Origin of the sequence: Streptomyces pyxinicus (assembly GCF_024753135.1) — a bacterium.
GTDB lineage: Bacteria > Actinomycetota > Actinomycetes > Streptomycetales > Streptomycetaceae > Streptomyces > Streptomyces pyxinicus.
In genome coordinates this window covers 171,396-189,897 of the sequence record NZ_JANUGP010000005.1, presented here as the reverse complement: position 1 = coordinate 189,897, position 18,502 = coordinate 171,396, and the positions used below count along the sequence as shown (strand labels likewise).

The window sequence follows — 18,502 nt, the reverse complement described above, 5'->3', positions numbered from 1 at the left end:
CCATTCTGCCAGCCCGGTCGGGGCGCGGTCAGACGCCGGCCTCGTCCCCGGCTCCCCGGGTGGCCGGAATCGAGCACTCCGCCGGGTCTCCGGCGGACCGTGCCGAGGCCGCCGTACGGGCGCGTCGGCGGGCCAGCGGGGTGGCCGCGGCCGTGAGCGCGACGAACGCGGCGATGGTCAGCAGGACGATCGTCGCGCCGGGCGGTACGTCCTGGTAGTACGACGTGACGGTGCCGCCGACGGTCACCGCCACCCCGAGCGCCACGGCGATCGCGAAGGTCGCCGCGAAACTCCGGGTGAGCTGCTGGGCCGCCGCCACGGGCACCACCATCAGGGCGGAGACCAGGAGCAGGCCGACCACGCGCATCGCGACCGTGACCGTCACCGCCGCCGTGACCGCCGTCAGCAGGTTCAGGGCGCGCACCGGCAGGCCGGTGACCCGGGCGAACTCCTCGTCCTGGCTGACGGCGAAGAGCTGGCGGCGCAGGCCCAGCGTGACGAGCAGCACGAACGCGGCCAGCACGCAGATCGCCGTCACGTCGGACTCGGACACCGTGGAGAGGGAGCCGAACAGGTACGAGGTCAGGTTGGCGTTGGAGCCGCCCGGCGCCAGGTTGATCAGCATCACGCCGCCTGCCATACCGCCGTAGAAGAGCATGGCGAGGGCGATGTCGCCGCGCGTCCTGCCGTACCAGCGGATCAGCTCCATCAGGACCGCGCCGACGACCGAGACGGCCGTCGCCATCCACACCGGGGAGGTGGAGAGCAGGAAGCCGAGGCCGACGCCGGTCATGGCCACGTGTCCGATGCCGTCGCCCATCAGGGCCTGGCGGCGCTGGACCAGGTAGATGCCGACGGCGGGCGCGGTGATGCCGACCAGCACGGCGGCCAGCAACGCCCGTTGCATGAAGGCGTAGTTCAGGAATTCCATCAGCTCAGCAGTCCCGTGCGGATCGGTTCGGCGCCCGTCGGCGCGTGCGGGTGTACGTGGTCGTGGCCGGGCAGCGCGTGCTGGCCGACGGCGCGCGGGGGCGGGCCGTCGTGCAGGACGCAGCCGTCGCGCAGGACGACCGCCCGGTCGATCAGCGGCTCCAGGGGGCCCAGTTCGTGCAGCACCAGCAGGACCGTCGTACCGGCCGCGACCTGCTGCTCCAGCGTGCGCGCCAGCACCTCCTGGCTGGCCAGGTCGACGCCCGCCATCGGCTCGTCCATGATCAGCAGTTCGGGTTCGGCGACCAGCGCGCGGGCGATCAGCACCCGCTGGTGCTGGCCGCCGGAGAGCGCGGTCACCGAGTCCTTGGCGCGGTCGGCCATGCCCACCAGCTCCAGGGCCCCCCGTACGGCCTCCCGGTCGGCCCTGCGGAAGACGCCGAAGCGGGTGCGGGCCAGCCGGCCGGAGGACACGATCTCGGTGACGGTCGCCGGGACCCCGCCGGCCGCGGTGGTGCGCTGCGGTACGTAGCCGACGCGCGCCCAGTCGCGGAAGGAGCGGCGGGGGGTGCCGAACAGCTCTACGGTGCCCGAGGTCACCGGCACCTGGCCGATGATCGTGCGGACGGCCGTCGACTTGCCGGAGCCGTTGGCGCCGAGCAGCGCGACGACCTCGCCGCGGCCGACGGTGAGATCGATGCCGCGCAGGACGGGACGCGCGCCGAGTTCGGCGGTCACCTGGCGCAGGGATATGACGGGCTCGCCCATGATCGTGCCCTCCGTGCCGGTCATTTGGCGCCCAGGGCCTTCTGGAGCGCCTTGAGGTTGGCCTCCTGGACGGCGAAGTAGTCCTTGCCGCGGGACCTGTCGGTGATGCCCTCGATCGGGTCGAGGACGTCCGTCGTGAGGCCGGCGTCCTTCGCGATGGTCTTCGCGGTCTTGTCGCTGACGAGGGTCTCGTAGAAGACGGTGGTCACGCCGTCGGCCTTGGCCATCTTCTCCAGGTCCCGGACCCGGGCGGCGCTCGGCTCGGACTCGGGGTCGAGGCCGTTGATGGCCTCCTCGGTCAGGCCGTAGCGCTCGGCGAGGTAGCCGAAGGCGGCGTGGGTGGTGATGAAGACCTTGTTCCTGGTGCCGGCCAGGCCGGTCCTGAACTGCTTGTCCAGGCTGTCGAGCCTGGTCACGAGGGCGGCGGTGTTCTTCTTGTAGTCCGCCGCGTGCTTCGGGTCGCCCTTCTCCAGGGCCTTGCCGACGCCCTGGGCGACCTGGGCGTAGCGCACCGGGTCGAGCCAGACGTGCGGGTCCTTGCCGCCGTGCTCCTCGCCCTCGTGGTCGTCGTGCTCGGCCGCGTGGCCGCCGACCTCGTTGCCGTGCGCCTCCAGCGTGGTGAGGCCGGCCGCGTCGACCTTCGTCCTGATCGAGGACTGCGCCACCGCCTCGTCGACGGAGGGCTGGAGGTTCTTCAGGTACAGGACCGCGTCGGCGTCCTGGAGCCCGGCGATCTGCTTGGGGCTCAGCTCCAGGTCGTGCGGTTCCTGGCCGGGGGAGGTGAGACCGGTGACGTGGACGTGACCGCCACCGATCCGCTCGGCCAGGAACTGCAGCGGATAGAACGACGCGACGACGTCGAACTTGCCGCTGTCCGCGGCCGCGCTGTCCCCGGAGCAGGCGGTGAGGGTGCCGGCACCGAGCGTGGTGGCGGCGGCGAGGGCGGCCGTGGATATCAGGCGTCGTCGTACGTTCATGACAGTCATTTTCAACAAAGTTGGAAACGGTTGTCAACAATGCCTCGTGGAGGCTTCGGAGCAGGGGCCGATTTGGTCGAGGGGGAGCCCCCGCCGGTAACCTGAATCATTCGCTGGAAGCATCTCGCTTCAACGCCCGTCGTCGTAATGAAGAGAGCACCGTGGCCGCCGACAAGATCGACACCATCGTCAGCCTGAGCAAGCGCCGTGGCTTCGTTTTCCCGTGCAGTGAGATCTACGGCGGACAGCGTGCCGCCTGGGACTACGGACCGCTGGGCGTCGAGCTCAAGGAGAACATCAAGCGCCAGTGGTGGCGCTACATGGTGACGTCGCGCGAGGACGTCGTCGGTATCGACTCGTCCGTCATCCTGGCCCCCGAGGTCTGGGTCGCCTCCGGTCACGTCGCCACCTTCACGGACCCGCTGACCGAGTGCACCGCCTGTCACAAGCGGTTCCGCGCGGACCACCTCGAAGAGCACTACGAGGAGAAGAAGGGCCACGCCCCGGCGAACGGCCTGGCCGACGTCAACTGCCCCAACTGCGGCAACAAGGGCCAGTTCACCGAGCCCAAGCAGTTCTCCGGCCTGCTCTCCACCCACCTCGGCCCGACCCAGGACAGCGGCTCCGTCGCCTACCTGCGCCCGGAGACCGCCCAGGGCATCTTCACCAACTTCGCCCAGGTGCAGACCACTTCGCGTCGCAAGCCGCCGTTCGGCATCGCGCAGATGGGCAAGTCCTTCCGCAACGAGATCACGCCCGGCAACTTCATCTTCCGCACCCGCGAGTTCGAGCAGATGGAGATGGAGTTCTTCGTCAAGCCGGGCGAGGACGAGCAGTGGCAGGAGTACTGGATGGAGCAGCGCTGGGGCTGGTACACCGGCCTCGGTCTCCGCGAGGAGAACATGCGCTGGTACGACCACCCGAAGGAGAAGCTCTCCCACTACTCCAAGCGCACCGCCGACATCGAGTACCGCTTCCAGTTCGGCGGCAGCGAGTGGGGCGAGCTGGAGGGTGTCGCCAACCGCACGGACTACGACCTCGGCGCGCACTCCAAGGCCTCCGGCACCGACCTCTCCTACTTCGACCAGGAGGCCGGCGAGCGCTGGACGCCGTACGTCATCGAGCCCGCGGCGGGTGTCGGCCGGACCATGCTGGCCTTCCTGCTCGACGCGTACGTCGAGGACGAGGCGCCGAACGCCAAGGGCAAGCTGGAGAAGCGGACCGTGCTGCGCCTTGACCACCGGCTCGCGCCGGTGAAGGTGGCCGTGCTGCCGCTGTCCCGCAACCCGGAGCTGTCCCCGAAGGCGAAGGGGCTCGCGCAGGCGCTGCGGCAGAACTGGAACATCGAGTTCGACGACGCGGGCGCGATCGGGCGGCGTTACCGGCGGCAGGACGAGATCGGTACGCCGTTCTGTGTGACCGTCGACTTCGACACGCTTGAGGACAACGCGGTCACCGTTCGTGAGCGGGACTCGATGAAGCAGGAGCGGGTGTCGCTGGACCAGATCGAGGGGTACCTGGCGCAGCGTCTCCTCGGCTGCTGAGGCCTGCGGCGCTTCGGCGGACGGTGGCCCTGTGACGCCGGTGGCCCCCCGCCGCTGTCGCCGACCCGGGGGCTCCGCCCCCGGACCCCCGGCCTACGCCCACCCACCACCCGACTCGGTCGGCTGGTGGGTGGGCGTTTTGGGTTGGGTGGGGCTCGGTCGGCTGGACCGTGCGGGTGTTGAAGGTCAGCGGGCCTGGAGGGACCTGACGTTGTCGCCGAAGGTCCAGTTCTTGGAGCCGTCCCAGTTGAGGGACCAGGTCATCAGGCCCTTGAGGGCGGTGCCGTAGTGCTTCCAGGACTGGGAGACCAGGGACGGTGACATGTAGCCGCCGCCCGCGCCGGACTGGGCGGGCAGGCCCGGGACCTGCTTGTCGTAGGGGACCCTGATCGTCGTACCCTGCACGACCAGGCCCTTGTCGAGGCAGTCGGTCTGGGCGGTGAAGCCCGCTACCGTGCCGGCCTGGTAGGAGTCGCCGGAGCAGCCGTACATGCTGCCGTTGTAGTACTGCATGTTGAGCCACCAGAGCCGGCCGTTGTCCGCGTACTTCTTGATGACCGGCAGGTACGCGCCCCAGATCGAGCCGTAGGTCACGCTGCCGCCGGTGACGTACGCGGTCTCCGGGGCCATCGTCAGGCCGAAGTTGGACGGCATCTTCGCGAGGACGCCGTCGATGATGCGGACCAGGTTGGCCTGGGACGTGGAGAGTTGGCCGATGCTGCCGCTGCCGGTCAGGCCGGTCTCGATGTCGATGTCGATGCCGTCGAAGTTGTACTTCTTCAGGATCGGCACGATGGTCGAGACGAACTTGTCGGCCACGGCGGTGGAGTTGAGGTCGATGCCGGCCGTCGCGCCGCCGATCGAGAGCAGGATCGTCTGCCCGGACGCCTTCGCCGCGCACATCTCGGCGGGCGTGGCCACCTTCACGCCGGTGTCCATGCCGTCCTCCCACAGCGCCGTACCGTCCGAACGGATCACCGGGAAGGCCGCGTTGAGCACGTTGTAGCCGTGGGCGGCGATGCGGGAATCGGTGATCGGGGTCCAGCCGAAGGGCGGGTGGACGCCGTTGGCGGAGCCGTCCCAGTTCTCCCAGTAGCCCTGGAGCACCTTCCCGGCGGGGCGGGACTTCACCGCGCAGGTGTCGGCGGCGGAGGCGGGAGCGGCGGCGGGGAGCTGGGTGAGACAGGCGGTCGCGAGCGCCGCGGCGAGCAGCGACAGGGTGCGGCGGATCATGCGGGGCCTCCCGGTGGGGTGTGGAGGAGCCGGTGGGTGTGCTGAGTGTGTTCTGCGCATGACAGTCCTATGGTCCAGACCTTTCGTCAAGAGGTCTGGACCAGCGTCGTCCGGAGGGGGTCACAGGAATGGAATGACAGATATTGAAATCTGTCAGCTGTCATGGCAAGGTGGAGGCATGACGATGCGAACCACCACCCTTGGAACCACCGGCCCCCAGGTCTCCGCCCTCGGCCTCGGCTGCATGGGCATGTCCGCCCTGTACGGCGAAGCCGACCGCGCGGAGTCCGTCGCGACCATCCACGCCGCCCTGGACGCGGGCGTCACCCTGCTCGACACCGGCGACTTCTACGCCATGGGTCACAACGAGATGCTGATCGGCGAGGCCCTGCGCGCCGCCCCGGCCGCCGCCCGCGAAAAGGCCCGGGTCAGCGTGAAGTTCGGCGCCCTGCGCGACCCGGAGGGCGGCTGGAGCGGGTACGACGGCCGGCCCGCCGCCGTCAAGAACTTCGCCGCCTACTCCCTCCAGCGTCTCGGCGTCGACCACATCGACGTCTACCGGATCGCCCGCCTCGACCCGGACGTCCCGATCGAGGAGACCGTCGGCGCCATCGCCGAACTGATCGAGAAGGGGTACGTCCGGCACGTCGGCCTCAGCGAGGTCGGCGCCGACACCATTCGCCGGGCCGCCGCCACCGCGCCCGTCTCCGATCTCCAGATCGAGTACTCGCTGATCTCGCGCGGCATCGAGCAGGAGATCCTGCCCACCCTGCGCGAACTGGGCATCGGCGTCACCGCGTACGGCGTGCTCTCGCGCGGCCTGATCTCCGGCCACTTCGGCGCCGACCGGCAGCTCTCCGCGACCGACTTCCGCGCCCACTCGCCCCGCTTCCAGGGCGAGAACCTCCAGCACAACCTCACCCTGGTCGAGGCCCTGCGCAAGATCGCCGAGCAGAAGGGCGTGAGCGTCGCGCAGCTCGCCATCGCCTGGGTGCTCTCCCGGGGCACCGACATCGTCCCGCTGATCGGCGCCCGTACCCGCGAGCGGCTCGGCGAGTCCCTGGGCGCGCTCGACGTGACCCTGGAGGCGGCCGACCTGGCGGCGATCGAGGAGGCCGTCCCGGCGGACGCGGCGGCGGGCGACCGCTACCCGTCGGCGCAGATGGCACACCTCGACAGCGAGCGCTGAACAACCCGCCGGGTACGGTCTAGGACATGGCACCGACCAGCGAGACCCTGACCGCCGAGCGCATCCTCGAAGCGACCGAGGAGGTGCTGCGCCGGCACGGCCCGGCCAAGGCCACCGTGGTCGACGTGGCCCGCGCGCTCGGTGTCAGCCACGGCAGTGTCTACCGGCACTTCCGGACCAAGGCGGTGCTGCGCGAGGCCGTCACCAAGCGCTGGCTGGACCGTACGTCGGAGCGACTCGCCGGGATCGTGTCCGACGGCAGTGGCCCCGAGGAGCGGCTGCGCGCCTGGCTCGCGGCCCTGTTCGCGGCCAAGCGGCACAAGGCGGGTGACGATCCCGAGCTGTTCGCGACGTACACGGTGCTGACCGACGAGAACGGCACGGCGGTCGGCGAGCACATCGCCGACCTGACCTCCCAGCTGACCCGGATCATCGCCGCGGGCGCCGGGTCGGGCATCTTCACCGCGCCCGATCCGGCCGCCGCGGCCCGCGCCGTCTTCCACGCCACCGGCCGCTTCCACGACCCCTGTTACGCCCGCGAGTGGACGGCACCGGGGATCGACGAGGAGTTCACGGCGGTGGTGGACCTGCTGATACGGGGGCTGGGGGCGCCCCGCTGACACGGGGGCGGGGGTGAGCTGCTGCTACGGGGCTGGGAGGCGAGCCGCTGATACGGCGGCGCGGGCGGGGGCGTGGCCGCGGTGGCCGGTGCCGCCGGGCCGGTCGGCCGGGCTCGGCGAGGGCGTTGCCGGGCGTCGCCGGTGTGACAGCGCGCCGGCCGCCGTAGCCCCGGCCCGATCCACGGCGACGGCTGCCTCGCCGATCGCCCGGTGAAAGTGGGGAGAGCGGACCACGGTCCGGCAGCGCAGCCCCGGCACGCGGGCGTCCGGCTCAGCGCGGCACCCGGCCGGGCCCCGCCGGGTCCACCGTCGCCTGGTGGGCCTCCGCCAGATGCTCCTCGGCCTTCAGCCAGGGCAGGAACTGGGCGGGTCGGCGCCAGCCGCAGGTGTCGCAGGTGATCGTGCGCTGCACCCCCGCACGCTCCACCCGCACGACGTGTTCCCGCCCGTGCTGGTCCCATCTGCTGACCTTGCTCGTCGTGCTGACCCGTGGCATGGCGTCTCCCGTCCGCGCGTCCGGTGATCCGATGGCAAGGAGTGTGCGGCAGGTTCAACATCAACAGGGCGATTCCGGCGGTGAGTTGGTCGGGCCGGGCCGTGACTCAGCCGACCTCGCGGGGCAGTCGCAGGCTGAGCAGGCCGGTCAGCGCGATGCCGGCCAGCTGCACCAGCAGCGCGGTGACCAGCGCGTCCCGCATGCCCAGGTGCGGGACCAGGGTGAGGAACAGGGTGCCGAGCGTGGCCACGCCCAGGGCGAGCGCCGACTGCTGGGTGGTGACCATCACACCGCTGCCGACTCCGGCGCGGGCCGGTGGCACCTCGGACATCACCAGCCGCAGCACGTTGGGGAGTTGGAGCGCCTGACCGGCGCCCGCGACCGCCGCGCCGGGCAGCATCGAGACGAAGTCCAGGTGCGGCCAGTCCCGCCACACGGCCAGCACCAGCAGCGCGATGCCCACGCCCTGCACGACCGAGCCGGCGGTGATCACCCGGGTGCCGTGGCGGGCGATCAGGCGGGGCCCGGCCAGGGCGACGCACAGGAACGCCACGGCCATCGGCGCGAGCGCGAGCCCGGCCGGCACCGGGCCGAGTCCGGCGCCCTGCTGGAGGGCCAGCGCGATCACGAACATGAAGCCGCTGAAGCCGATGGAGAACGGCACGATCAGCACCAGACCGTGCCGCAGCGAGGGCAGTGCCAGCAGGCTCGGCGGCACCAGCGCCGTCCGCCCGGCCCGGTCCGCGCGCCGCTCCACGGTCCAGAAGGCGGCGACCACGAACGGGAACGCCGCGAGCGACAGCCACGTCCACAGCGGCCAGCCCGCCGCCCGGCCCTCGGTGAGCGGGGCGAGCAGGGTCAGCAGGGACAGCGCGAGCAGCACCGTGCCGGGACCGTCGATCCGCTCCGGGCGCGGGGCGCGGGTCTCGGGCACCAGCCGGACGGCGAGCAGCAGGCCGACGACGACCACCGGCACGTTGACCAGGAACACCGACCGCCAGCCGGTCCCGGCGATGTCGGCGGCGACGAGCACCCCGCCCAGGATCTGCCCGGCGACCATGGAGAGCCCGGCGGTGGCGCCGTACAGGCTCATGGCCTTCGCGCGGCGGGCCCCGCTGGTGGACGCCTGGATGGTGGCGAGGACCTGCGGCAGCATCGCGGCGGCCGAGGCGCCCTGCGCGATCCGGGCCCCGACCAGGGTCCACGCGTCGGGCGCGAGTCCGCAGGCCAGCGAGGTGACGCCGAAGGCGGCCATGCCGCCGAGGAACAGCCGGCGCCGCCCGAACAGGTCCCCGAGCCGGCCGCCGAGGACCAGCAGGACGGCGTAGGCGAGGCCGTACCCGGCCACGACCAGCTCCAGGACGGCCTCACTCGCGGCGAGGTCGGCGCCGATGGTCGGCAGGGCGACGTTGACGATGAAGAAGTCGACCAGGGGCAGCGCCGCCGCCAGCAGGACGGTGAACAGGCCGAGGCCGCCGAGCGCGGGCGGTGCGGCCTGCGCGCGGCGGACGACCGGAGGGGTGAGGGTTTCGCTCATGCACCCGAGCCTGCGCCCCCGCGCACACGGGTACCAGAGTCTCCTCATCCTGGTAGTGGCACTACCTGGAAACAGGATCCCGGACCAGGCACCCTGGGAGCATGACGAGTGTGGCCCAGGAGACCCTGGCGAGTGTGGAGAGCGTCCCGAGAATGACCGCCCCCGGCGGCGCGGAGATCCGCCGGCACGAGCTGGCCGCCTTCCTGCGCAGCCGGCGCGAGCGGATCGCGCCGGAGCAGGTGGGCCTGCCGCGCGGTGCCCGGCGCCGTACCCCCGGCCTGCGCCGGGAGGAGGTCGCGCAGCTCTCCGCGGTCGGCGTCACCTGGTACACGTGGTTGGAGCAGGCCCGCGCCATCCAGGTCTCCGTGCAGGTCCTGGACGCCCTCGCGCGCACCCTGCGGCTGGACCCCACCGAGCGCGCCCACCTCTTCCAGCTCGCCGGCGCCACCGACCCGACCCCGGCCGCGAGCTGCCCGAGCGTGACGCCCGCGCTGCGCGAGATGCTGGAGCGCCTGGAGCCGATCCCGGCCTGCGTCCAGAACAGCCGGTACGACATCCAGGCCTACAACCGCACCTACGGCCGCCTGCTGGGCGACCTGGACGCGATCCCGCCCGAGGACCGCAACTGCATCCTGCTCGTCCACACCGACGAGAACTGGCAGCGGGCCGTCGTGCACCTGGAGGAGACCCAGCGCCTGATGGCCGCCCGGCTGCGCGCCGCCCTCGCCGGACACCTCGGCGAGCCCGCCTGGAAGATGCTGCTCAAGCGCCTTCAGGAGGTCCCGGCGTTCCGCGAGAACTGGCGGCGCTACGAAGTGGTCGGCACCCGCTCCAAGACCAAGGAGTACCTCAACCCCTACGTCGGCCACCTCACCCTCGAACACACCGACCTGTGGCTCGGCCCCGCCCAGGGCGCCCGCATGGTGACGTACACCCCGAAGAACGAGGAGACCCGGGAGCGCCTGGAGCGGCTGTACGAGCTGGCCCTCGCGGACGCCTGAGCGAGGCGGTGCCCGGACGCCGTCAGGACGCGCCGACGACCTCGCGGATCTCGGCCGCCTGGAGGCGTTCGGCGGTGCGTTCGGCGGTACGGCGGGCCCAGCGGCCGCTGGTGAGCAGGCCGAGGACCAGGACGGCCAGGCCGCAGGCGGTCAGGATCCACCAGCCGGGGCGGGCCGCCGAGACGAAGGAGTCCCGGTACGAGGACGCGCCGATGCCGGACGCCAGGACGGCGCCGACCACCGCGACGCCGAGCGTCTGGCCGAGCTGCCTGCTGGTGGAGGCGACGGCGGCGGCGACACCGGCCTGCGCGCGGGGCATGCCGGAGACGGCCGTGTTGGTGATGGGCGCGTTCACGAAGCCGAAGCCGATGCCGAACAGGACGTAGCCGAGGAAGAGGGTGAGGTTCGACGTCTCCGCCTCGAAGACCGCGAACAGCACGCCGCTCGCCGTCATCGCCGCGCCCGCGACGAACAGCGGCACCCGGGGGCCGCGGGTGCCGACCAGGCGGCCGGAGAGCGGGGCGCACAGGAACGTCGGCGCGGCCATCGGCAGCATCCACAGGCCCGCGTGCAGGGCGTCCAGACCGCGCACGTTCTGGAGGTACAGCGTCGACATGAACAGGAAGCCGCCCAGCGCGGCGAAGGCGCTGACCGCGATCACGGTCGCCCCGCTGAACGGAGCGGAGCGGAAGAAGTGCAGGTCGATGAGGGGTTCGGCGCGGCGCGGCTCGTACCGGAGCAGGGCCAGCAGGGCCGCCAGGGCGAGCGCGGCGAACGGGAGCGTGGTGGCGAGGCCCGCGTCCGGGGCCTCGATGATCGCGTACGTCAGCGAGCCGAACAGCGCGATCACCAGGACCTGGCCGACCGGGTCGGGGCGGCGGGCCTTGGGGGCGCGGGACTCGGGGACGAAACGCAGGGTGAGGAGCAGGGCCGCGAGGCCGACCGGCAGGTTGATCCAGAAGATCGAGCGCCAGCTCACCGACTGCACCAGCAGGCCGCCGACCAGCGGGCCGGCCGCCATGGATATGCCGACCACCGCACCCCACACGCCGATCGCGCGGGCCCGCTCACGGCGGTCGGTGAAGGTGTTGGTGATGATCGACATGGCGACCGGGTTGAGCATCGAGCCGCCCACCGCCTGCACCATGCGGAACACCACGAGCAGTTCCAGGCTCGGGGCGAGGGAGCAGAGCAGGGAGCCGATCGAGAAGACCACCAGACCGGCCATGAAGACCTTCTTGCGGCCGAGCCGGTCGGCCGTGGAGCCCGCGAGCATCAGCAGCGAGGCGAGGACGAGGGTGTAGGCGTCGATCGTCCACTGCAGGCCGGAGGTCTGGGCGTGCAGGTCGCGCTGGAGCGCGGGCAGCGCCACGTTCAGCACGGTGTTGTCCAGGCTCACGATCAGCAGGCTCATACAGCAGATCGCCAGCACGAGCATGCGGCGGCGGTGGCTCAGGTCGGGCATGGTGACCATCGTACGCGGATTTCGATAGTGCGTCTAACTAATGAGTGGTACACGATCTCGGGGAGTTCCGTGCGTGGGGGACAATGGGGTCCTGCCCCGTGCCGTACGCCCGTACGCGCCATCCACCCGTCCCGGAGTTCCGTGATGAACCACCCGCTCTCCATCGGCCCGCACGCCGTGACACCGCCCGTCGTGCTCGCACCCATGGCGGGCATCACCAACGCGCCCTTCCGCACGCTGTGCCGGGAGTTCAGCGGCGGCAAGGGGCTGTTCGTCAGCGAGATGATCACGACCCGGGCGCTGGTCGAGCGCAACGACAAGACCATGCAGCTGATCAGGTTCGACGCGAGCGAGACGCCGCGCTCGATCCAGCTCTACGGCGTCGACCCCGCGACCGTCGGCAAGGCCGTCCGCATGATCGCGGAGGAGGGTCTCGCCGACCACATCGACCTGAACTTCGGCTGCCCGGTGCCGAAGGTGACCCGTAAGGGCGGCGGCTCGGCCCTGCCCTTCAAGCGGAACCTGCTGCGGGCGATCCTGCGCGAGGCGGTCTCCGGGGCCGGGGACCTGCCGGTCACCATGAAGATGCGCAAGGGCATCGACGACGACCACATCACCTACCTCGACGCCGGCCGCATCGCCGTCGAGGAGGGCGTCACGGCGATCGCCCTGCACGGTCGTACGGCCGCGCAGCACTACGGCGGCACCGCCGACTGGGAGGCCATCGCGCGGCTCAAGGAGCACGTGCCGGAGATCCCCGTGCTCGGCAACGGCGACATCTGGTCGGCCGAGGACGCGCTGCGCATGGTCCGCGAGACCGGCTGCGACGGCGTGGTCGTCGGGCGGGGGTGTCTGGGGCGGCCGTGGCTCTTCGCCGACCTGGTCGCGGCGTTCGAGGGGCGGACGTCGGAGGTGGCGCGGCCGGTGCTGCGGGAGGTCGCCGAGGTCATGGTGCGGCACGCGCGGCTGCTGGGGGAGTGGCTCGGGGACGAGTCCAAGGGGGTCGTGGACTTCCGCAAGCACGTGGCCTGGTATCTGAAGGGGTTCGCGGTCGGGTCCGAGATGCGCAAGCGGCTGGCCGTCACGTCGTCGTTGGCGGAGCTGCGGGCCGGGCTGGACGAGCTGGATCTCGACCAGACCTGGCCCGTGGGGGCGGACGGGCCGCGCGGCCGGACGTCGGGGAACAACCGGGTGGTGCTGCCGGACGGGTGGCTGAAGGATCCGTACGACTGCGCGGGCGTCAGCGAGGACGCGGAGCTGGACACGTCCGGGGGGTGACTCCCCCCCCGGGGGGCTTCGTCAGCCCTTCCTCGGATGCGGCGTCGAGCCGTACGCCGTCAGGAAGCGGTCGCGGAAGGTGTTCATCTTCCAGACCGGGGCGTCGTGGGCCGGGCGGAGGCCGTCCGTCCAGTTCCAGTCGGTGATCTTGTCCAGGATCTTCGGGTCCTTGGCCACGAGGGAGACCGGGACGTCGCGGCTGGCGTGGTTGCCGCTGACGCGGGCGATGGGCTGGTGGTCGCCGAGGAAGACGAGGACCGTGTCGTCGGTGCCGTACCGCTCCAGCCACTCGGTGAGCGCGGTCACCGAGTACTGGATCGACTTGCCGTACTCCGCGCGGGACTTGGAGGTGTCGGCGATGACGTCGGCCGGCTTGTCGCCCGCCGCCTCGATGCCCTTGAAGACCGAGCCGTCGCCCAGTCGGTCCCAGTCGACCATCTTCGGGATCGGTGCCCACGGCTGGTGACTGGACGTCAGGATCAGCAGCGACATCCGTGACCTGCCGTCGGCCGGCCGCTTGCTGTGCACCCGCTCCTGGTACTGCTGGAGGGCGTACTGGTCTGGCATGGTGGACCAGCTGAACTTGGGCCCCTGGTAGCCCAGTTGGAAGGCGTTGTAGACCTTGTCCAGGCCGTACCACTGCTGCTCCGGCCAGCCCTTCTGGACACCCGGCATCACCCCGACCGTGTCGAAGTCGCCCGTCCTCCTGAACGCCTCCGTCAGGCTCAGGTGGTCGCTGGCCATCACCGTGCGGTAGCGCTGCTGGTTGCTGATCCACAGGCCCGACATGGTCGTGGAGTGGCCCAGCCAGCTGCTGCCGCCGTACGTCGCCGACGTCAGCCAGCCGCTCTTCGCGTGGAACCCGGCCTTGGCCAGCGCTTTGGTGCGCACGTCCAGGGTGCTGTCCACACCGGGCGCCATGATCGGGTCCTCGATCGCGCTGCGGCCGTAGCTCTCGATGAACGTGAAGATCACGTCCTTGCCCCGCAGCTCCGGGACCAGTTGGCTGCCCGGCGTGTTCCCGAACGCGTCGACCCGGGCCACCTTCCGGAACTCCGCCTCGTCCCGCAGCGTGTCCGAGACCCGGCGCGCCTGGACCTTCAGCGCGCTCGCGGTGCGGTCGGCGGCGAGGGGCACCCCCGCCACCTGGAGGCCCAGCGAGGTGCAGGTGATCCAGACGACCCCGGCGATCAGCGTGCCCCGGGTCGCGGTCCCCGTGTGCCGGGCCAGCGCGTTGCCCAGCCGGACGAGGGACAGCGCCGGGAGGATCAGCAGGAGCGCCACGAGCACGAGCACACCGGCCACCGCCGCCAGGGTCGTGGTGCGGCCCAGGGAGTCCTCCAGATACGACTCCGCGTCGCCGAACAGCTCCCAGTCCAGGATGACGTTGAAGTCGCGGCCGAGGTACTGGTCGAAGCCCATGTCGAGCAGGTTCAGCACCGTCATCGCCCCGAGCGCCACCCCGCCCACGGCCGCCACCGCCGCCCGGGCCCGGCGCGGCAGCGCGAGCAGCACCGCCGCGCCGATCACCGCCTCACCGGGGATGCGCAGGAACGTCGCCGGTCCGAGTCCGACGACCCTGTTCGGCAGGACCAGTGCCGCGAGGACGAACACGGCGGCGAGGGTGGTGAGGGTCAGGGAGAGGGCCCGGGTTGCCGTCGGGTGCGCCTGCCGCCACCGGCGGACGCGTGCGGCGAGCGCCTTCCACGGCCGGGGGATGGAGCGGGACACGACAGCGGGGGACTCATTATCCCCGGCCGCCCCCGACGACTGACCCGTACTCGTGTGCGTGGACATCGTGGACAACCCGGCGGCCCTTTCCTGAGCGAGACCCGTGACGCACCTTCGTACGGCCACCCCCTCGCCCCTGTTCACGGGCGCCCGGCAAACACCTGGCAAACGCCCGCCGCGCCACCGCTACACGCCGCCCACCGCCGTCAGCAGGGCCAGCGGGGCCGCCGCCGAGCGGGACTCGCGCACACAGGCGTGCGGGTACGGCACCGGGGACGGGAACGCGTCCCGGCCGTACCCCGCCAGCACCTCCGGCAGCCGGTGGTCGCCCGCCGTCGCCGCGTCCACCAGGGCCTGCGCCACCGTCCGCGCCTCGTCGTGCAGTCCGTAGCGCGCGAGGCCCAGCGCGATCAGGGCGTTGTCGTGCGGCCACACCGAGCCCCGGTGGTAGGAGAGCGGGTGGTAGGCGGGCTGCCCGGCGGCCAGGGTGCGCACGCCCCAGCCGGAGAAGAAGTCCGGCTCCAGCAGCCGCCGGCCGACCACCTCGCCGTACTCCTTGTCCAGCAGCCCCGACCACAGCAGGTGCCCGGCGTCGGAGGCCAGCGCGTCGATCCGGCGGCCGTCCCCGTCCAGCGCGAGCGCCGGGAAGGCGTGCTCCGGCATCCAGAAGTCCCGCTGGAAGCGGTCCCGCAGATCGGCCGCCGCCTGCTCCAGGAGTGCCGCGTACGTCCCGTCGGACCACACCGTGCGCGCCAGCCACGCGGTGCGGCGCAGCGCGTCGTACGCGTAGCCCTGCGCGCCCGCCGCCATCACCGCGCCGGTCGGCCGGGTGCCGTCGGCGCAGCAGATCGCGCCGGGGGAGTCCTTCCAGTTCTGGTTGGCGAGGCCGCCCGCGTCGGCGCGGTAGACGAGGTAGCCGCGCGAGGTGAGGCCGCCGTGGTCGAGCATCCAGCCGATCGCGGCGCGGGCGTGCGGCTCCAGGCGGCGGGCGAGCGCCGGGTCCGAGGTCCGCTCGGTGTACGCGCCGAGCAGCACCAGGAAGAGCGGGGTGGCGTCGACCGAGCCGTAGTAGCGGCCGTAGGGCACCTGCCCGAAGTGGGCCAGCTCCCCGTGCCGTACCTCGTGCACGATCTTGCCGGGCTGGGCGACCGGGGAGAGGCCGGTGCCGGACCCGGTGGCCTGGACCGCGGCCAGCGCGGGGAGCGTGGCGGCGGCCAGCCGGGGGCGGTAGGGCAGTGCGAACAGGGCGGTGAGCAGGGCGTCCCGGCCGAGCAGGGTGAGGAACCAGGGGGCGCCCGCGGCCGGCACGCGCAGGTCCTCGCCGTCCGGTCCGGTGGCCGGCACCTGGAGCGCGGCGAGGTCGGCGAGGCCGCGCGCGCAGACCGCCGACAGCTCGGGCCAGCCGGCCGGGAAGGCCACGCCCTCCATGAACTCGGCTTCCGCTGCTCGGAGTTGCTCGTGCGCGGCGGCCGGGTCGCGAGGCACCCGCAGGGCCCGCCGGTCGCCGTGCGGGCGGGCGATGACCCGCAGTATCAGCGTGGTCGTGCCGTGCGGCTCCAGCTCCAGGGTCCACACCAGCCGCCGGGCCCCGGTACCGGTCTCCTCCACGGCCTCGGGCGCCGGCTCGGAGGTGATGGTCGTACAGGACCGCCATTCGGCGCGCCGGTAGGTGAACTCGATGCCGTCGTCCAGGACTTCGCGAGAGCGCACGGCGCCGGCCTTGACGTAGGTGCGGTGGTCGGAGCGCAGCTCGAACTGGTCGGTGAAGTCGGCGTCGACGGTGAGCGCGAGCCGGATCGTGCTGGGCACCGGGCGGTTGCTGGTCACCCGCAGTGACTCCACGAGCGAGCTGTCGCCGACCGCCTGCTCCCGGAACAGCACGTGCGCCGGTGGCTCCTGCCGGCCGCCGCGCGGGACCAGCACACAGCGCGCCGCGTCGCCGTCCGCGACCGGGCGCAGCACCTCGGGCACCGCGCCGTCGACGGTGAGCTGCCAGCGGCTGAGGTGCCGGGCGTCCCGTACGAACAGGCCGTCCGGGGAGCTGCCGCCCCGGACCCCGCTGATGTCTCCCCGGTCGCCCACGGCGGCGAACGTCGCCCCGTGCACGAGCAGATGATGCCGGTCCGTCATGCCCGGTCGCCTCCCTTGTCACTTGTCGAACGTGCCGGTGCCCGCCGGGGACACGCCCTGCCGGGGGCCTTTGAGAAGGTCTTTATGCAGGTGGGGTGAGTTCTGGTACCGGTGGGGCGAGCGGTGCGTGGTGCAGGTCGAGCGCGAGTGCGGCGGTCCAGCCGAAGCCGGTCGCGCCGCACGCCTCGCCGGTGTACGGGTCGACGTACTCCGCGTAGCCGCTGGCGTCGGCGAGCGTGACGACCGCCTCGCGCAGGGCGTCGGCCAGGTCCCGTTCGCCGTGCGTGCGCAGGCCGTGCTCCAGCAGCCAGCCGGTGTTGAACCAGGCGGGGCCGCGCCAGTAGCGGTGCGGGTCGAAGGCGGCGGAGCGGAGGTCGTGGCTGGGGACGAGCCGGGTGCGGTCCCCGAGCGAGAAGTGCGGGCCGGTGAGGGTGCGGACGAGGGCGGCGGCGACGGGGTGGGGGAGGGTGGGGAGGAGGAGGGGGATCAGGCCGGAGACGCTTCGCTCGGGGAGCAGGCCCCTGTCCGGAGTTGGCGCCCGCAGGTCCCGGCACCGGAACTGGCCCGCCTCCGGGTCCCACAGCCGCTCCACCAGGGCCGCCGTCAGCCGCTCGGCTCGCGCGCGCCGGGCGGTGCCGGGGGTGCCCAGTTCCTCGGCGATCAGGGCCAGCGCGTGCTCGGAGGCGATGAGCAGGGCGTTGAACGCCGGGTCCTCCACCGCGAAGCCGCCGCTTCCGTCGGCGTACGCGTTGGTGTGCCCGTCGGCGTGCCCGTCCGCGTACCCGGCGTCCCGGTAGTCGGTCGCGAGGCGCACGTACCGCCCGTAGTCCAGGTCGGTCGGCCGGTCCTCGGGGGCGCCGTGGGTGAGGTCGGCGCGGCGGAAGGAGCGGGGCGGGGCGGGGACGATCCGGGCCAGCGGTGCGTCCCAGCAGGGGCTGTTGTCCATGCCCTGCTCCCAGGGGTGGACGACGCTCACCAGGCCGCCGCCGCCCAGGTCCCGGCGGCGCAGCAGATAGCGGTGCCAGGCGGCCAGGCGCGGGTACACCCGGACCAGGAAGCCCCGGGCGTGGGACAGTCCGGGGTCGGCCAGGTGCACCAGCCAGGCCGCGAGGGCGTGGACCGGTGGCTGCACGATGCCGGAGGTCTGTACGGTGCGCGGGGCGCCCGCGTGACGCCCGGCGGTGGCGGAGCGCCAGAAGTCGGGCCCGGGGAAGTAGGCGTCGAGGGGGACGGCGGGGTTGAAGACGATGTGCGGGACGCGCCCGTCGGCCCACTGGGCCGTCAGCAGGGTCTCCAGTTCCGTCTGGGCCCGTAAGGGTGAGAGGTGGCGCAGTCCGATCGCGATGAACGCCGAGTCCCAGGACCACTGGTGCGGGTACAGGCTCCGGGAGGGGACCGTGGAGCGGCCGGTCCAGTTCGCGGTGAGCACCCGGGCGGCCCTGACGTGCGGGGACGTGCCGGAGGCCGGAGGATCGTATGCGATCCCGGGCGGCGCCGGACGTGCGGTCAGCTGGGCGGTGCGGTCCACTCGGGCTCCCCGGAAGACGTTCGGCCGGATGCGTTCGGTCAGGGCCACCGTAGGGTTACGTCTATTTAACACGCA

Annotated in this window: 15 protein-coding genes; 5 read left to right on the top strand and 10 right to left on the bottom strand. The window is 72.2% G+C overall.

Going from position 1 to position 18,502, the window contains the following annotated elements; all coding sequences use genetic code 11:
* Positions 1–28: 28 nt before the first annotated feature.
* From NX794_RS09330 to NX794_RS09320, 3 genes are read right to left on the bottom strand one after another with little or no spacing between them, the layout of a single operon-like run.
* Positions 29–931, bottom strand: a complete 903-nt coding sequence (locus NX794_RS09330) for a metal ABC transporter permease (RefSeq protein ID WP_258777808.1) — start codon at positions 929–931, stop codon at positions 29–31.
* Entirely contained in the window at positions 931–1,698 is a 768-nt protein-coding gene (locus NX794_RS09325) for a metal ABC transporter ATP-binding protein (RefSeq protein WP_258777932.1), read from the bottom strand. The genes NX794_RS09330 and NX794_RS09325 overlap by 1 nt, the downstream gene beginning before the upstream one ends.
* A gap of 20 nt (positions 1,699–1,718) precedes the next feature.
* Entirely contained in the window at positions 1,719–2,675 is a 957-nt protein-coding gene (locus tag NX794_RS09320; protein ID WP_258777807.1) for a metal ABC transporter substrate-binding protein, read from the bottom strand.
* Positions 2,676–2,836: 161 nt separating this feature from the next.
* On the opposite strand from NX794_RS09320, the gene NX794_RS09315 reads away from it, so the two are divergent.
* The gene (locus NX794_RS09315) at positions 2,837–4,219 is read left to right on the top strand and encodes a glycine--tRNA ligase (protein ID WP_258777806.1); all 1,383 of its coding nucleotides are present in this window, start codon (positions 2,837–2,839) and stop codon (positions 4,217–4,219) included.
* 186 nt (positions 4,220–4,405) lie between these two features.
* Here NX794_RS09315 and NX794_RS09310 read toward each other — a convergent pair whose 3' ends face one another.
* On the bottom strand, positions 4,406–5,452 hold the full coding sequence (locus NX794_RS09310; RefSeq protein WP_258777805.1) for a chitinase: 1,047 nt from the start codon (positions 5,450–5,452) through the stop codon (positions 4,406–4,408).
* A gap of 178 nt (positions 5,453–5,630) precedes the next feature.
* Here NX794_RS09310 and NX794_RS09305 point away from each other — a divergent pair, with 178 nt between their 5' ends.
* Together NX794_RS09305 and NX794_RS09300 are read left to right on the top strand one after the other, a co-directional pair.
* Complete coding sequence (locus NX794_RS09305; RefSeq protein WP_428985876.1) at positions 5,631–6,641, top strand: aldo/keto reductase; 1,011 nt, start codon at positions 5,631–5,633, stop codon at positions 6,639–6,641.
* A 26-nt stretch (positions 6,642–6,667) separates the two neighbouring features.
* Positions 6,668–7,261 (top strand): TetR/AcrR family transcriptional regulator, encoded by a 594-nt coding sequence (locus tag NX794_RS09300; RefSeq protein ID WP_258777804.1) that lies wholly within the window; start codon positions 6,668–6,670, stop codon positions 7,259–7,261.
* Between the two features lie 271 nt (positions 7,262–7,532).
* Here the strand turns inward: NX794_RS09300 and NX794_RS09295 are convergent, their stop codons facing one another.
* On the bottom strand, positions 7,533–7,757 hold the full coding sequence (locus NX794_RS09295; RefSeq protein ID WP_258777803.1) for a hypothetical protein: 225 nt from the start codon (positions 7,755–7,757) through the stop codon (positions 7,533–7,535).
* Between the two features lie 106 nt (positions 7,758–7,863).
* Positions 7,864–9,294, bottom strand: coding sequence for an MFS transporter (locus NX794_RS09290; RefSeq protein WP_258777802.1), 1,431 nt, complete (start codon positions 9,292–9,294; stop codon positions 7,864–7,866).
* A gap of 101 nt (positions 9,295–9,395) precedes the next feature.
* Here NX794_RS09290 and NX794_RS09285 point away from each other — a divergent pair, with 101 nt between their 5' ends.
* A complete protein-coding gene (locus tag NX794_RS09285) occupies positions 9,396–10,295 on the top strand; it encodes a helix-turn-helix transcriptional regulator (RefSeq protein WP_258777801.1) in 900 nt (299 codons plus the stop codon).
* Between the two features lie 22 nt (positions 10,296–10,317).
* On the opposite strand, the gene NX794_RS09280 is transcribed toward NX794_RS09285, so the two are convergent.
* Positions 10,318–11,760 carry an MFS transporter gene (locus NX794_RS09280; RefSeq protein ID WP_258777800.1) on the bottom strand — a complete coding sequence of 481 codons (1,443 nt, stop codon included), beginning with the start codon at positions 11,758–11,760 and terminating at the stop codon, positions 10,318–10,320.
* Between the two features lie 144 nt (positions 11,761–11,904).
* On the opposite strand from NX794_RS09280, the gene dusB reads away from it, so the two are divergent.
* Positions 11,905–13,038 carry a tRNA dihydrouridine synthase DusB gene (gene dusB, locus NX794_RS09275; RefSeq protein WP_258777799.1) on the top strand — a complete coding sequence of 378 codons (1,134 nt, stop codon included), beginning with the start codon at positions 11,905–11,907 and terminating at the stop codon, positions 13,036–13,038.
* Between the two features lie 21 nt (positions 13,039–13,059).
* Here the strand turns inward: dusB and NX794_RS09270 are convergent, their stop codons facing one another.
* The 3 genes from NX794_RS09270 to NX794_RS09260 form a co-directional block, all read right to left on the bottom strand.
* Positions 13,060–14,769 (bottom strand): alkaline phosphatase family protein, encoded by a 1,710-nt coding sequence (locus NX794_RS09270; protein ID WP_428985875.1) that lies wholly within the window; start codon positions 14,767–14,769, stop codon positions 13,060–13,062.
* Between the two features lie 186 nt (positions 14,770–14,955).
* The gene (locus tag NX794_RS09265; RefSeq protein WP_258777798.1) at positions 14,956–16,899 is read right to left on the bottom strand and encodes an amylo-alpha-1,6-glucosidase; all 1,944 of its coding nucleotides are present in this window, start codon (positions 16,897–16,899) and stop codon (positions 14,956–14,958) included.
* A gap of 82 nt (positions 16,900–16,981) precedes the next feature.
* Positions 16,982–18,427 (bottom strand): MGH1-like glycoside hydrolase domain-containing protein, encoded by a 1,446-nt coding sequence (locus tag NX794_RS09260; RefSeq protein WP_258777797.1) that lies wholly within the window; start codon positions 18,425–18,427, stop codon positions 16,982–16,984.
* Positions 18,428–18,502: the final 75 nt, after the last annotated feature.